Genomic DNA, 16,056 nt, shown 5'->3' on the forward strand with positions numbered 1-16,056 from the left:
TCGATCTGCTCAACAACGGCTATTTTAAAGGATAGAGGATAATCGCGTTGGGTGCGTTTGAACTCAGTCATCATCACGTTCTCCGGGTTTGAGTCAGGAACGTGTCAACGCTATTCAGGACGGGTCACTGGCAACAAAAAAGGCGCCTCGCGGCGCCTTAGCAATCGTCGTTGCGAACTTAGAACTGGTAAACCAGACCCAGGGCAACGATGTCGTCGGTGCTGATACCAGCAGCACGAGTAAAGTCGTTTTCGTCCAGCAGGTTGATTTTGTAATCAACATAGGTGGACATGTTTTTGTTGAAGTAGTAGGTCGCGCCGATATCGATATATTTCAGCAGATCCTGATCGCCGTAGTTAGAAGTACCAGTGTTGTTGGTAATGTCTTTACCTTTGGACTGCAGGTAAGCGATGGACGGACGCAGACCGAAGTCGAACTGATACTGCGCCACAACTTCGAAGTTCTGCGCTTTGTTTGCAAAACCATAGGCGTCAGAAGGATTAGAACCGTTAGAGGTACCGAAACGGGTCGCGTTATAGGTCTGGGAGTACTCCGCGGCCAGGTAGATGTTGTTAGCATCGTATTTCAGGCCGCCGCTGTACACTTCAGCGCGATCGCCGTGACCGTACAGAGCCGGGTTAGTCACAACGTTCTGATCGTAGCTACGTTTGGAGGAGGACATTGCCGCACCCAGGCTGAAACCTTCGCCCAGATCGTAGGTCAGGGACGCGCCGTAACCGTCGCCGTTCTGTTTCAGCAGGCTGCGGCCATCAGCGTTTTCACCGCTTACGCTACCGTTTTTACCCTGATACTGCAGAGCGAAGTTCAGACCATCAACCAGACCGAAGAAGTCGGTGTTACGGTAGGTAGCAACGCCGTTAGCACGGGATTGCATAAAGTTGTCAGAACCGTAGGTGTCGCCGCCGAATTCCGGCAGAACGTCGGTCCAGGACGTCACGTCGTAAATCACGCCGTAGTTACGACCGTAGTCGAAAGAGCCTGCTTCCGCAACGCGGATACCGGCGAATGCCAGACGGGTCCAGGCCTGGTCGCTTGAACCTTCAGTGTTATCGGCCTGAACGTTGTACTCCCACTGACCGTAACCAGTTACCTGATCATTTACCTGGGTTTCGCCTTTGAAGCCGAAACGCACGTAGGATTTGTCGCCATCGTCGCCGTTGTTATCGGAAAAATAGTGCAGGCCGTCGACTTTGCCATACAGATCTAATTTGTTGCCATCTTTGTTATAAATTTCAGCCGCATTTGCTGCGCCCGCTACCAGCAGAGCCGGTACCAGGAGGGACAGGACTTTAACTTTCATTTATAAACCCTCTGTTATATGCATTTTATTATTGCCACTGCTTTGCTGACTAACCCTCTAAGTCAGCTGGCGATTTCATTGTCCGCAAAAATGCAGAATAATCCAACAAGAATATGATACTAAAACTTTGAAGATGTTTCATATATACACAAAGGTGTTTCATTTTGTAAATTTCACGGAACTTTTTATAGCACGATTAGCTAAAATAAATAGCACCTTTAATCAAGAAATATAAAATAAAACATTAAAAACATATAGTTACAATCATCAAACTTGATAGCACTGAATGCAAAACCAGAATCTTCAATCGCAACTAGAATATTCGACGCTATCATCATTAACTTTATTTATTACCGTCATTCGAATCTGAATGTCTGTTTACCCCTCTTATAACCGGATGCTTCGCATTCGGTTTTTTTTTCGCTTCGACTTATAAGGTAAATAGTAAAGCGAGAAATTATTGAATTTGTAATGACTATTAATTAATCAATTATCATGCCAGGTCTTTTCTTACACGTACAACTCATTAATTTATTTCTTGATATTTTGTGCGATCTTTTCCAACCCTAACGGTAAATATTTGTACAATCTTTTCCGCTTTTACCTTTTAACTGCTATGGTTATCTCGGCCCCTCTGCTGCGACATTTGCTGGCAATAGAGTCTGGAATTTCATGCATTAACCGATATACTGCCTGCTGTACATTGCTCTGCAACACGACATCTGCATTTGTCGCGCATCAACATCGACGATTACGGGTTACAGGCTACACACACGAATGAGTCAATCTGACACAATGATCCCTGGCAAATTTTCCCTGATACCGGGCAACATTACCCGTTTCTTTCTCTTGCTGATTATCGTCCTGCTGGTCACGATGGGCGTGATGATCCAGAGTTCAGTCAATGCGTGGCTGAAAGATAAAAGCTATCAAATCGTGGGTATTACCCATGCTATTCATAAACGCATCGATACCTGGCGCTACGCGACATGGCAGCTTTATGACAATATCGCAGCCGCACCGGCTTCTTCGTCGGGTGAGGGTTTACAGGAGACGCGTTTAAAACAGGATGTGTATTACCTGGAGAAGCCCCGGCGTAAAACCGAAGCGCTGATTTTTGGCTCGCATGACAGCACCACGCTGGAGATGACCCAGCGCATTTCTGCTTATCTGGACACGCTGTGGGGCGCGGAGACCGTGCCGTGGTCGATGTACTATCTCAATGGCCAGGATAACAGTATGATCCTGGTCTCCACGCTGCCGCTAAAAGACCTGACCTCCGGTTTCAAAGATTACACCATCAGTAATATAGTGGACTCCCGGCGCGCGGAGATGCTCCAGCAGGCGAATGCTCTTGATGAGCGCGAAAGCTTTTCCTCCCTGCGCCGCCTTGACTGGCAAAATGGCCGCTACTTCACCCTGCGCACCACGTTTAACCAGCCAGGCCATCTGGCCACCGTCGTGGCGTTTGATTTACCTATCAATGATTTGATCCCACCGGGTATGCAGCTCGATAGCTTTCGTCTCGATCCGGACACCACGCCCGGCGCTTCTCGCGGACAGGATAAAGATCCGGCCGATAGCGCCACGGTAAATTTTAACAGTTCAAAAATTGAAATCTCCTCGCCGCTGAACGGCACCGGGATGCGCCTTGTCTGGCAGGTGCCGTTTGGTACGTTGCTGCTTGAGACCTTGCAAAACAGCCTGTTGCCGCTGCTGCTAAACATTGGTTTGCTGGCGCTGGCGCTGTTTGGTTACACCACGTTTCGCCACCAGCCGGGGCGTAAAACCGATAGCCTGGCCTCACCGGCTGCGCAAAATGAGCTGCGGGTGATGCGCGCGTTTAATGAAGAGATAGTCTCACTGCTGCCGCTGGGCCTGTTGGTGTACGATCAAGAAGCCAATCGCACGGTGCTTAGCAATAAAATTGCCGATCATTTGTTGCCACATCTCAATTTGCAAAATATCACCGCAATGGCTGATCAACACCAGGGTGTTATCCAGGCGACAATCAATAATGAGCTGTATGAGATTCGCCAGTTTCGCAGCCAGGTCGCTTCGCGCACGCAAATTTTTATTATTCGCGATCAGGACCGTGAAGTACTGGTGAATAAGAAACTCAAACAGGCGCAGCGCCTGTATGAGAAGAATCAGCAAGGCCGCGCGGCGTTTATGAGTAACCTGGCCGAGGCGCTGAAACTGCCGGTGAAAGACCTGGCGACCGAAGCCGCGGCGTTGCAAAGCAGCGAGGGCAATCAGCTGGCGGATCACGCCGACAGGCTGGTGCAGCTGGTTGATGAAATTCAGCTGGCGAATATGCTCGAAAACGACACCTGGAAAGGCACAGCCAGCCTGTTTGCTATTCAGGATTTAATTGATGAAGTGGTGCCAGTGGTGCTGCCCGTTATTAAACGCAAAGGCTTACAGCTTTTGATTAACAACCATCTTCCGGCAAACGAACAGCGTCATGGCGATCGTGAGGCGCTGAGCCGCATCCTGCTGTTGTTGATCCAGTACGCCGTCACCACCACGCAAATGGGCAAAATTACCCTTGAGGTAAGCCGTGACGAGTCGGCAGACGATCGCCTGACATTCCGCATTCTGGATACAGGTACAGGTGTGAGCGCCAGTGAGATTGATAATTTACACTTCCCGTTCCTGAACGACACTCAGAGCGATCAGTACGGGAAAGCAAACGCCCTCACCTTCTGGCTGTGCGATCAGCTGGCCAGGAAGCTGGGCGGGCATCTGAATATTAAAGCACGTGAAGAGCTGGGAACCCGCTACTCGCTGCACGTTAAAATGGCCGCTCGCGCGCAACAGGATGACAGCGAAGAGAAATTGCTCGATGATGTTGTGGCAATGATTGATATTACATCTAATGAAATTCGTAATATTGTAGTACGGCAGCTCGAAAACTGGGGGGCAACCTGCATTTCTCCGGACGAAAGGCTTTCAAGTCAAGAATATGATCTGTTTTTGACTGATAATCCGTCTAATCTTACTGCCTCCGGCTTGCTTTTAAGCGATGATGAGGTAGGCGTGCGGAAGATTGGCCCTGGCCAATTGCGCGTCAACTTTAATATGAGCAATGCAATGCAGGGAGCAATATTGCAGCTTATTGAAGAGCAACTGGCACAGGAAGATGTACCGGAGTCGCCTTTGGGGGGCGACGAAAACGCCGAACTCCATGCCAGCGGCTATTACGCGCTGTTTGTTGATACGGTACCCGATGATGTTAAGAGGTTGTATACTGAGTCGGCATCGGGCGATTTCGCGGCGCTGGCTCAGACGGCACACCGCCTCAAAGGGGTGTTTGCCATGCTAAACCTGGTGCCGGGTAAACAGTTGTGCGAAACGCTGGAGCAGTTAATTCGCGAGAAGGATGCTCCAGGCATAGAAAATTACATCAGCGACATTGACGCATACGTCAAGAGCTTGCTGTAGCAAGGTAGCCTAATACATGAACAATATGAACGTAATTATTGCCGATGACCACCCGATTGTACTGTTCGGTATTCGTAAGTCACTCGAACAAATTGAATGGGTAAATGTAGTCGGTGAATTTGAAGACTCTACAGCGCTAATTAATAACTTGCCGAAACTTGAGGCAAATGTCCTGATCACCGATCTGTCAATGCCGGGCGATAAATACGGCGATGGTATTACGTTGATCAAATACATCAAACGCCACTTTCCGACCCTGTCGATTATTGTGCTGACGATGAACAATAACCCGGCTATCCTCAGCGCCGTGCTGGATTTAGATATCGAAGGTATCGTGCTGAAACAGGGCGCGCCGACAGACCTGCCGAAGGCGCTCGCTGCGTTGCAAAAAGGGAAGAAGTTTACCCCGGAAAGCGTCTCCCGCCTGCTGGAGAAAATCAGCGCTGGCGGCTACGGCGACAAACGTCTGTCACCGAAAGAGAGCGAAGTGTTGCGTCTGTTTGCTGAAGGTTTCCTGGTCACCGAAATCGCCAAGAAGCTGAACCGCAGCATCAAAACCATCAGCAGCCAGAAGAAATCAGCCATGATGAAGCTGGGTGTTGATAATGATATCGCCCTGCTGAATTACCTCTCTTCCGTCACCCTCACCCAGACGGAAAAAGAGTAACGTCAGAACCCCCGGCCCTGCGCCGGGGTTCCTCTTTTCTTCTCATCAATTCCGACTGTTTCTCACCCGCGCGGCATAAACGGCCAGCGTTTGCCTGATGACATCCAGCGTCACCGGCTTGGAGAGGCAGCTATCCATCCCCGATTCGAGGCAGCGTTGCTTCTCTTCTGCCAGCGCGTTGGCCGTAACGCCAATCACCGGCAGCGTCAGCCCCAGCTGGCGAATACGTTGTGTCAGACGATAACCATCCATATTCGGCATGTTGACATCGCTGAGCACGATATCGATATGGTTTTTGCTCAGCACGTTCAGCGCATCCACCCCGTCGTTGGCGGTCTTGCACTGATAACCCAGCGAACCGAGCTGATCGGCAAGCAGACGGCGGTTGATCGGGTGATCGTCCACCACCAGGATCATCATATCGTCGTTGCACTGCGCGTCGCTGTCCAGCTCAGGCAGTAGATTATCCGCCCGTGATTCCGCCATCGGCACGCGATAAATACGCCCCAGCAGGTTGAGCAGTTCGTGAGGCGAAGCTACGCTGTGTAACCATTCGCCCGGCGCACGTTCCAGCGGAATACCGATATGCCGCGGGCAAAAGATAATCGCCGCGCGACCAGTCCAGGACGATAGCTGATCGTCATCGGTGATTAACGTATCTTCATTACCCAACGTGCGGCCATCATAGTGCTTAACCGGAATACCGTGCCAGCTAAGTAACCGTTGCAGATAATCGTAAAGTGATGCGTTACGTACTGCCAGCCAGCAGCTGGTTTGCGCCAGGCCATCTACCGCCGCCGGAGACGATGGCACCGCGCCATAAAGCGGAATGCGAATGGTGAACTGGCTGCCCATGCCCGGTTCAGAATCGACGGCAATATCGCCGTCCATCATATTGATAAGCTTCTCACAGATAGCAAGGCCCAGCCCGGTTCCCTGGAAGTTACGCTGCACGCCGGTTCCCACCTGAAAGAACGGATCGAACAGGCGCACCACTTCTTTACCAGGAATACCGACGCCGGTATCGCGCACACGAATGCTGAGATACTCAGAATTGCGCTGTACGTGCAGAACAATGCAGCCAATATCGGTAAACTTGATGGCATTGCTGAGCAGGTTAGAGATAACCTGCTGTAAACGCATCGGGTCGCCATTGAGCTGCGCCGGAACATCCGGCTCAATAAAGCAGTACAGCCCAAGCTGTTTGCGCACCACCAGCGGGACATAGTTGGCGGTAATATGGCTCATCACCTCGCGCGGCGAAAACTCGCGCGGCTCAATTTTTAACTGCTCAGATTCAATTTTCGAGAAGTCGAGAATATCGCTGATGATTTTTAACAGCAGGCTGGAGGAGTTGTTCATGGCGTTAACCAGCCGGTCCACGCCCTTCGGCAGCTCTTTGGTTTGCAGCAGATCCAGATTCCCGATGATGCCATACAAAGGCGTGCGTAATTCGTGGCTGACAGTTGCCAGGAACATCGATTTCGACTGGCTCGCCTGTTCTGCCGCCTGGGCCATCTCCTGGAGCGACTCTTCCATTTTGACGCGGGCGGAGACATCCACCAGCACGCAAATCGCCACGTTTTCATTGCGATAACGCGAATGCACAAAACTGATTTGCAGGTTGGTGTTATTGCTGGTCAGCACATCGACAAAATTCACCTGCTGGCCGCAGATTATCTGCGTCAGCCGCTGCCTGTCCTCATGCGTCAGCATATTCAGATAGTTATGCGCCAGCTCATTACTGAGGATATTGGTACCGTCCTGGGTGCGCAAAATACAGATCCCTACCGGCGCAGAAGCAACGATTTTACGGTTGAACTGATCGTGCTCCTCCAGGCGCTGGGCGTCATTCTCTGCCGGTATAAAAATGCGCCGCTCATACATCCGCGCCAGGGTAAACAGTGCGATACCGACCAGTACGTTGAGCAACACCGCGTTCAGGATAAGCATACGGATGCGCTCCAGAACCAAATCGACCGGCACGGAGTAAACCACGCTAAGGGAAGACGGCGGCAATGTTTTTTTCAGGATCAGTTCGCGAAACCCGGAGGTGTAGCCAAACCAGGAGCGTTCTTGCATCCAGCGCGGCTCGGCGCTGACGCCGGTATCCGGCCCGGTCAGTGAAAGCAGCGAGTGGCCATTCTCATCAAGGATAGTCACCCCCATCGGCAGGCTGCCAGGGGTAAAAAAGTTTTCCATGCGAATGGACTGCTCAGTACCGAGCAGCGCCTGCAGGCGGTTGCCGAGGTAAACGGGCGTCAGGGCGTAGAAGTAGCCGATGCCCGGACGCGGCCCCTGGCTCATCCAGTACACATTATTACTGCGTTCATCCTGCGGAGCATTGCGGTATTTCATGATGCGCTCATGCAGGCTTTTCAGGGTGTTATCGCGCTCCACCGGCATATCGCGCAGGCCGAAATCAGCCATACACAGGTTATCGCTGCCAATCAGAAACACACGATTAAGATCGTAAGCAGCGGAAAAATTATCGCGCCAATAGCGCATAAACCACGCCAGCGACTCCAGCGAGCCGCGCCAGGACTTGCTCATCGCCGCGCAGTCAGAATCCGGAAACAGCGGCGCAAAGGTGGGCACGCTGGTTTTGTCGTCCTGCCCGCGTGAGGTAAGGATACCGTTTTCTGCCGTCAGGCGGTTTTCAGCGATGTACTTCAGCTCTTTCATCACATCCGACGTGCGCTGGATATAGCGCTGCGCCTGATCGGAACTCAGGTTAAATTCCTGACGGATTTCCGACTCTTTATCATGTAATGCATTAACGATGTAAAAAACAGAGAAAAAGGCAATCAATAGCCAGAGCAATAGCGCCAGCGCCCTGAATAAATAGCGGGAAACTTTTAGCGTACTGCGAAACGAGACAGGGTATTTCAACCTGAAGAAACTCCACCACAAGGATGTTAAAAAAGAGTGTGATTAAGGTAGCGGTAAAACGTAACGCCTGCAACGGCAAAGGAAAAAGGGCCGGATACCGGCCCTTCAGGAGGCATTACTCGGCGTCGTCGTCCGCCACATCATCGTCGCTGTCAACTTCCGGGGCGATATCTTCATCCCCTTCCGCGACGCTACCGTCAATGGAATCCAGCTCTTCGTCATCCACCGGTTCAGCAACACGCTGCAGACCCACCACGTTTTCATCTTCCGCAGTACGGATAAGAATAACGCCCTGGGTGTTACGACCCACCACGCTGATTTCCGACACGCGCGTACGCACCAGCGTACCGGCATCGGTTATCATCATTATCTGGTCGCAATCATCAACCTGCACAGCGCCGACAACCGGGCCGTTACGATCGGTGACTTTGATAGAGATAACGCCCTGAGTACCGCGAGACTTGGTCGGGTATTCCATTTCAGCGGTACGTTTGCCGTAACCGTTTTGCGTAACCGTCAGAATGGCGCCCTCACCGCGCGGCACAATCAGCGAAACCACGCTGTCGCCTTCGGCAAGTTTGATACCGCGCACGCCGGTCGCCGTACGGCCCATTGCACGCACTGCGCCCTCTTTAAAGCGCACTACTTTACCGGCTGCGGAGAACAGCATGACTTCGTCGTTTCCGGAGGTCAGATCCACGCCAATCAGCTCATCACCGTCGTTCAGATTCACGGCAATGATACCGGCGGAACGCGGACGGCTGAACTCGGTCAGCGCCGTTTTCTTCACGGTACCGCTGGCGGTCGCCATAAAGACGTTGACGCCCTCTTCGTATTCACGCACCGGCAGGATAGCCGTAATGCGCTCATTCGGCTCCAGCGGCAGCAGGTTGACAATCGGGCGGCCACGCGCGCCACGGCTCGCTTCCGGCAGCTGATAGACTTTCATCCAGTACAAACGACCACGGCTGGAGAAGCACAGGATAGTGTCATGAGTATTGGCCACCAGCAGGCGGTCGATAAAGTCTTCTTCTTTAATACGCGCAGCGGATTTACCTTTCCCGCCACGGCGCTGGGCTTCGTAATCGGTCAGCGGCTGATACTTCACATAGCCCTGATGCGACAACGTCACCACAACATCTTCCTGGTTGATCAGGTCTTCGATATTGATATCGGCGCTGTTGGCGGTAATTTCCGTGCGGCGCTCGTCGCCAAACTGCTCGCGCACCAGCTCAAGCTCTTCACGGATCACTTCCATCAGGCGCTCTGCGCTGCCGAGAATATGCAGCAATTCGGCTATCTGCGTCAGCAGCTCTTTGTATTCGTCGAGCAGTTTTTCATGCTCAAGGCCGGTCAGTTTCTGCAAACGCAGATCCAGAATCGCCTGTGCCTGCTGTTCGGTCAGGTAGTATTTACCGTCGCGAATACCGTACTCAGGCTCCAGCCACTCCGGGCGCGCCGCGTCATCGCCTGCGCGTTCCAGCATCGAGGCCACGTTGCCCAGATCCCACGGACGGGCAATCAGGCCCGCTTTCGCTTCAGCCGGGGTCGGCGCGCGACGAATCAGTTCAATAATCGGATCGATGTTGGCAAGAGCCACCGCCAGCGCTTCAAGGATATGCGCGCGGTCGCGCGCTTTACGCAGTTCGAAAATAGTACGGCGGGTCACCACTTCACGGCGGTGGCGCACAAACGCGGCCAGAATCTCTTTTAGCGTCATGATCTTCGGTTGACCATGGTGCAGCGCCACCATGTTGATACCGAAGGAAACCTGCAGTTGCGTCTGGGAGTAGAGGTTATTGAGCACCACTTCGCCCACCGCGTCGCGTTTCACCTCAATCACGATACGCATACCGTCTTTGTCAGACTCATCGCGCAGCGCGCTGATACCTTCGACGCGTTTGTCTTTGACCAGCTCGGCGATTTTCTCAATCAGGCGCGCTTTGTTCACCTGGTAGGGAATTTCGTGGACGATAATCGTCTCGCGGCCGTTTTTCGCATCGGTTTCAACTTCCGCGCGCGCGCGAATATAAATTTTGCCGCGACCAGTACGGTAAGCTTCTTCAATACCGCGACGGCCATTGATAATCGCCGCCGTCGGGAAGTCCGGGCCTGGAATATGCTCCATCAGCCCTTCGACGCTGATGTCTTCATCATCGATATACGCCAGGCAGCCGTTGATCACTTCCGTCAGGTTGTGCGGCGGAATATTAGTCGCCATACCAACAGCAATACCGGAAGACCCGTTTACCAGCAGGTTCGGGATCTTGGTTGGCATTACATCTGGGATTTTCTCGGTGCCGTCGTAGTTATCAACGTAGTCGACGGTCTCTTTTTCCAGATCGGCCATCAATTCATGGGCGATCTTCGCCAGGCGGATTTCCGTATAACGCATCGCCGCCGCAGAGTCGCCATCGATAGAACCGAAGTTCCCCTGGCCATCAACCAGCATATAGCGCAGCGAGAACGGCTGCGCCATACGGACGATGGTGTCATATACCGCGGAATCACCATGGGGATGGTATTTACCGATTACGTCACCAACAACACGGGCAGATTTCTTGTATGCTTTATTCCAGTCATTGCCCAATACGTTCATGGCGTAAAGTACGCGACGGTGAACCGGTTTCAGGCCATCTCGGACATCCGGCAGCGCACGGCCAACAATGACCGACATCGCATAATCCAGATAGGAGCTCTTCAGCTCTTCCTCAATGTTGACCGGTGTAATTTCTCTCGCAAGGTCGCTCATCTAACCGCTATCCCTCTACTGTATCCCGGATTCAAAGGTCGCAAATTATAACACAACCGCTTTCATTCAGGTAAACCTATAACACCTGCACAAAGGTTTATTCATGCCGTCGGCCTGATATACTCCTTTGTCTTACTGAAAGAGGAGTATATGCGCCCATGAATGCCGAAAAAACGTCGGTCGCTCAGAATGTTGATCATGCTGAAATCGCTAAATTCGAAGCGGTTGCTTCACGCTGGTGGGATACCGAAGGCGAGTTTAAACCCCTGCATCGTATTAACCCGCTACGCCTGGGGTATATCACTGAGCATGCCGGTGGTCTGTTCGGCAAAAAAGTGCTGGATGTCGGCTGCGGCGGCGGTATCCTGGCCGAGAGCATGGCGCGTGAAGGGGCGAGCGTAACCGGTCTGGATATGGGTTTTGAGCCGTTACAGGTCGCTCGCCTGCATGCGCTGGAGTCCGGCGTTGCGGTGGAATACGTGCAGCAGACCGTGGAAGAACACGCGCAAGCCCACCCGCAACAGTATGACGTCGTGACCTGTATGGAAATGCTCGAGCACGTTCCCGACCCGCAATCTGTGGTAAGAGCTTGCGCACAGCTGGTGAAACCTGGCGGGCACGTCTTTTTCTCAACCATTAATCGCAACGGCAAAGCCTGGCTGATGGCGGTGGTGGGCGCGGAATATGTGCTGCGGATGGTGCCGAAAGGGACGCATGACGTGAAGAAATTTATCAAGCCCGCGGAGTTGTTAAACTGGGTGGACGGTACGGTATTACAAGAGCGTCACATTACCGGCCTACACTACAACCCGTTGCTGAATCAGTTTCGGTTAGGGCCGGGCGTCGACGTTAATTACATGTTACTTACAACAGCTAAAAAAGCGTAACGTCATTCAGAAAAGTTATAAGTATTGCGCAGGATCAGACTGCGCAATTCTGCTTCCCGATGAAGAAATCAGCACTCGATCAAATTTTCATTTTTTTTTAAGCAATGTTGACATGCCCGCCAGGCCTTACAGTGCGTGGAGTTTGCGTTTGTCACCTCCCGGCAACCTCAATTTAACGTCAAAATCAACTCTTGTACTGAAAAGATTCCTTACTAGAATACTCACCATATAGCGTTTATCTTATCGCAAACCCCCTATATATAGTATTTATCCACAGAGTTAGCCACAGCGGCTTACTGTGGATAAATGGGGGATACATTTATTTCACGGATAGGTAGAAATTCAAATGAATCAGAGTCTGCTGGTGACAAAGCGTGATGGTAGTACCGAGCGCATCAATCTCGACAAAATTCACCGCGTGCTGGATTGGGCAGCAGAGGGGCTGAATAACGTATCCATCTCTCAGGTTGAGCTGCGTTCGCACATCCAGTTCTACGATGGCATCAAGACCTCCGACATCCACGAAACTATCATCAAAGCCGCAGCGGATCTGATTTCCCGTGAGGCGCCAGACTACCAGTACCTTGCTGCCCGTCTGGCGATTTTCCACCTGCGTAAAAAAGCCTATGGCCAGTTCGAACCGCCAGCGCTGTTTGATCATGTGAAAAAAATGGTCGAGCTGGGCAAATATGATGAACACCTGCTGAACGATTACACCGAAGAAGAGTTCAGGGAGATGGACGGTTTTGTCGACCACTGGCGCGACATGAACTTCTCCTACGCTGCGGTGAAGCAGCTCGAAGGGAAGTATCTGGTTCAGAACCGCGTCACCGGCGAAATTTACGAAAGTGCCCAGTTCCTCTATATCCTGGTGGCCGCATGCCTGTTCTCCGGCTACCCGCGTGAGACGCGCCTTAGCTATGTGAAGCGTTTTTACGATGCGGTGTCGACCTTCAAGATTTCGCTGCCGACGCCGATTATGTCCGGCGTGCGTACCCCAACCCGCCAGTTCAGCTCTTGCGTACTGATTGAGTGCGGCGACAGCCTGGACTCCATCAACGCGACGTCCAGCGCGATTGTGAAATATGTTTCCCAGCGCGCCGGTATTGGTATCAACGCCGGGCGCATCCGTGCGCTGGGTAGCCCTATCCGTGGCGGCGAAGCGTTCCATACCGGTTGTATTCCGTTCTACAAACACTTCCAGACAGCGGTGAAATCCTGCTCGCAGGGCGGCGTGCGCGGCGGAGCAGCGACGCTGTTCTACCCGATGTGGCACCTGGAAGTGGAAAGCCTGCTGGTGCTGAAAAACAACCGTGGCGTCGAAGGCAACCGCGTGCGTCACATGGATTACGGCGTACAAATCAACAAGCTGATGTACACCCGTTTGTTAAAAGGTGAAGACATTACCCTGTTCAGCCCGTCTGATGTACCGGGTCTGTACGACGCGTTCTTTGCCGATCAGGATGAGTTCGAGCGCCTCTACACGCAATACGAAAAAGATGACAGCATCCGTAAACAGCGGATCAAAGCCGTGGAGCTGTTCTCGTTAATGATGCAGGAGCGCGCCTCGACGGGCCGTATCTACATTCAGAACGTTGACCACTGCAACACCCACAGCCCGTTTGATCCGGCCATTGCGCCAGTGCGTCAGTCTAACCTGTGCCTGGAAATCGCGCTGCCGACCAAACCGCTGAACGATGTGAATGACGAGAATGGTGAAATCGCGCTGTGCACCTTGTCCGCCTTTAACCTCGGCGCTATTGAAAACCTCGACGAGCTGGAAGAGCTGGCGACGCTTGCGGTGCGCGCGCTGGATGCCCTGCTTGATTATCAGGATTACCCGATTCTGGCCGCGAAACGTGGCGCGATGGGGCGCCGTACGCTGGGTATTGGTGTGATTAACTTTGCTTACTGGCTGGCGAAAAACGGTAAACGTTACTCCGACGGCAGCGCCAACAACCTGACGCACAAAACGTTCGAAGCTATCCAGTACTGGCTGTTGAAAGCCTCTAACGAGCTGGCGAAAGAGCAAGGCGCGTGCCCATGGTTCAATGAAACCACCTACTCGCAGGGCGTGTTGCCTATCGATACCTATAAAAAGGATCTCGATGGCATCACCAACGAGCCGCTGCATTACGACTGGGAAGGGCTGCGTGAATCAATCAAAACCCACGGTCTGCGTAACTCCACACTCTCTGCGCTGATGCCGTCTGAAACTTCATCGCAGATCTCCAACGCCACCAACGGTATCGAACCGCCGCGCGGCTATGTGAGCATCAAAGCATCGAAAGACGGGATCCTGCGCCAGGTCGTGCCGGATTACGAACATCTGAAAGATGCTTACGAACTGCTGTGGGAAATGCCGGGTAACGATGGCTACCTGCAACTGGTTGGTATTATGCAGAAGTTTATCGACCAGTCGATTTCAGCGAATACGAACTACGACCCGTCTCGTTTCCCGTCGGGCAAGGTGCCGATGCAGCAATTGTTGAAAGACTTGCTCACCGCCTACAAATTTGGTGTGAAGACGCTGTATTATCAAAACACCCGCGATGGTGCCGAAGATGCGCAGGATGACCTGGTGCCTTCTATCCAGGACGATGGCTGCGAAAGCGGCGCATGTAAGATCTAACTGAAGGGCGGGGAAACCCGCCTTCTTTTTCGCACAAAAGTTCGCACGACAGGACCCACATTTCATGGCATACACCACCTTTTCACAGAAGAAAAACGACCAGCTGCTGGAGCCGATGTTTTTTGGCCAGCCGGTGAACGTGGCGCGCTACGATCAGCAAAAATATGACATCTTCGAAAAGCTGATTGAGAAACAGCTCTCCTTTTTCTGGCGACCGGAAGAAGTGGACGTTTCGCGCGACCGTATCGATTTCCAGGCGCTGCCGGAACACGAAAAACACATTTTTATCAGTAACCTGAAGTACCAGACGCTGCTGGACTCCATCCAGGGCCGCAGCCCGAACGTTGCGCTGCTGCCGCTGATCTCCATTCCTGAACTGGAAACCTGGGTGGAAACCTGGGCGTTTTCGGAAACGATCCACTCTCGCTCCTACACCCATATCATCCGCAATATCGTTAACGATCCGGCGGTGGTGTTTGACGATATCGTCACCAACGAGCAGATCCTCAAGCGCGCGGAAGGTATTTCCCACTTTTATGACTCGCTGATTGAGATGACCAACTACTGGCATCTGCTGGGCGAAGGTACGCACACGGTGAATGGTAAAACCGTGACCATCAGCCTGCGCGAGCTGAAAAAGAAACTCTATCTGTGCCTGATGAGCGTCAATGCGCTGGAAGCGATTCGCTTCTACGTCAGCTTCGCCTGCTCCTTTGCTTTCGCCGAGCGCGAGCTGATGGAAGGCAACGCGAAAATTATCCGCCTGATCGCCCGCGATGAAGCGCTGCACCTGACCGGTACCCAGCATATGCTGAACCTGCTGCGCTCCGGTGTGGATGACCCGGAAATGGCAGAGATTGCCGAAGAGTGTAAGCAAGAGTGCTACGACCTGTTTGTGCAGGCCGCACAGCAGGAAAAAGAGTGGGCGGAATATCTGTTCCAGGGCGGTTCGATGATCGGTCTGAATAAAGATATTCTTTGCCAGTACGTGGAGTACATCACCAATATTCGTATGCAGGCGGTAGGGCTGGATTTACCGTTCCAGACCCGCTCTAATCCTATTCCGTGGATCAATACCTGGCTGGTGTCCGATAATGTCCAGGTGGCGCCGCAGGAAGTGGAAGTCAGCTCTTATCTGGTCGGTCAGATCGATTCTGAAGTAGATACTGACGACCTGAGCAACTTCCAGCTCTGATGAACCGCGTTACGCTTCGCCTTTCCGGCACGCAGGTCGAGTGCCGGGATGAGCACCCTTCTCTGCTGGTGGCGCTGGAGTCCCAGCAGGTGGAGGTCGAATACCAGTGCCGCGCAGGCTACTGTGGCTCCTGCCGCTGTCGCCTGGTGGCAGGCCAGGTGGACTGGCTTACCGAACCGCTGGCCTTTATCAACGATGGCGAAATTTTGCCCTGCTGCTGCCGGGCAAAGGGCGATATCGAAATCGAGATGTGAACACTCACT

General features: G+C 52.6%; 9 protein-coding genes. 6 read left to right on the forward strand and 3 right to left on the reverse strand.

Features of this window, described 5'->3' with window-relative positions; all coding sequences use genetic code 11:
* Positions 1–178: 178 nt before the first annotated feature.
* Positions 179–1,321 carry a porin OmpC gene (locus tag ACTU3N_RS16840; RefSeq protein WP_443087272.1) on the reverse strand — a complete coding sequence of 381 codons (1,143 nt, stop codon included), beginning with the start codon at positions 1,319–1,321 and terminating at the stop codon, positions 179–181.
* 777 nt (positions 1,322–2,098) lie between these two features.
* On the opposite strand from ACTU3N_RS16840, the gene rcsD reads away from it, so the two are divergent.
* Together rcsD and rcsB are read left to right on the forward strand one after the other, a co-directional pair.
* Positions 2,099–4,768 (forward strand): phosphotransferase RcsD, encoded by a 2,670-nt coding sequence (gene rcsD, locus ACTU3N_RS16845; protein ID WP_443087273.1) that lies wholly within the window; start codon positions 2,099–2,101, stop codon positions 4,766–4,768.
* A 16-nt stretch (positions 4,769–4,784) separates the two neighbouring features.
* The gene (gene rcsB / locus ACTU3N_RS16850) at positions 4,785–5,435 is read left to right on the forward strand and encodes a response regulator transcription factor RcsB (RefSeq protein WP_017458563.1); all 651 of its coding nucleotides are present in this window, start codon (positions 4,785–4,787) and stop codon (positions 5,433–5,435) included.
* 45 nt (positions 5,436–5,480) lie between these two features.
* On the opposite strand, the gene rcsC is transcribed toward rcsB, so the two are convergent.
* Together rcsC and gyrA are read right to left on the reverse strand one after the other, a co-directional pair.
* A complete protein-coding gene (gene rcsC / locus ACTU3N_RS16855; protein WP_443087274.1) occupies positions 5,481–8,327 on the reverse strand; it encodes a two-component system sensor histidine kinase RcsC in 2,847 nt (948 codons plus the stop codon).
* A 115-nt stretch (positions 8,328–8,442) separates the two neighbouring features.
* Positions 8,443–11,079, reverse strand: coding sequence for a DNA topoisomerase (ATP-hydrolyzing) subunit A (gene gyrA / locus ACTU3N_RS16860; RefSeq protein ID WP_443087275.1), 2,637 nt, complete (start codon positions 11,077–11,079; stop codon positions 8,443–8,445).
* 158 nt (positions 11,080–11,237) lie between these two features.
* On the opposite strand from gyrA, the gene ubiG reads away from it, so the two are divergent.
* The 4 genes from ubiG to yfaE all read left to right on the forward strand — a co-directional run bounded on the left by ubiG (position 11,238) and on the right by yfaE (position 16,047).
* Positions 11,238–11,966 carry a bifunctional 2-polyprenyl-6-hydroxyphenol methylase/3-demethylubiquinol 3-O-methyltransferase UbiG gene (gene ubiG / locus ACTU3N_RS16865; protein WP_443087276.1) on the forward strand — a complete coding sequence of 243 codons (729 nt, stop codon included), beginning with the start codon at positions 11,238–11,240 and terminating at the stop codon, positions 11,964–11,966.
* A 346-nt stretch (positions 11,967–12,312) separates the two neighbouring features.
* Positions 12,313–14,598 carry a class 1a ribonucleoside-diphosphate reductase subunit alpha gene (gene nrdA / locus ACTU3N_RS16870; RefSeq protein ID WP_443087277.1) on the forward strand — a complete coding sequence of 762 codons (2,286 nt, stop codon included), beginning with the start codon at positions 12,313–12,315 and terminating at the stop codon, positions 14,596–14,598.
* 64 nt (positions 14,599–14,662) lie between these two features.
* On the forward strand, positions 14,663–15,793 hold the full coding sequence (nrdB, locus tag ACTU3N_RS16875) for a class Ia ribonucleoside-diphosphate reductase subunit beta (RefSeq protein ID WP_443087278.1): 1,131 nt from the start codon (positions 14,663–14,665) through the stop codon (positions 15,791–15,793).
* Positions 15,793–16,047 carry a class I ribonucleotide reductase maintenance protein YfaE gene (gene yfaE / locus ACTU3N_RS16880; RefSeq protein WP_443087279.1) on the forward strand — a complete coding sequence of 85 codons (255 nt, stop codon included), beginning with the start codon at positions 15,793–15,795 and terminating at the stop codon, positions 16,045–16,047. The genes nrdB and yfaE overlap by 1 nt, the downstream gene beginning before the upstream one ends.
* Positions 16,048–16,056: the final 9 nt, after the last annotated feature.

This window comes from Vagococcus sp. WN89Y, assembly GCF_052220145.1.
GTDB lineage: Bacteria > Pseudomonadota > Gammaproteobacteria > Enterobacterales > Enterobacteriaceae > Kosakonia.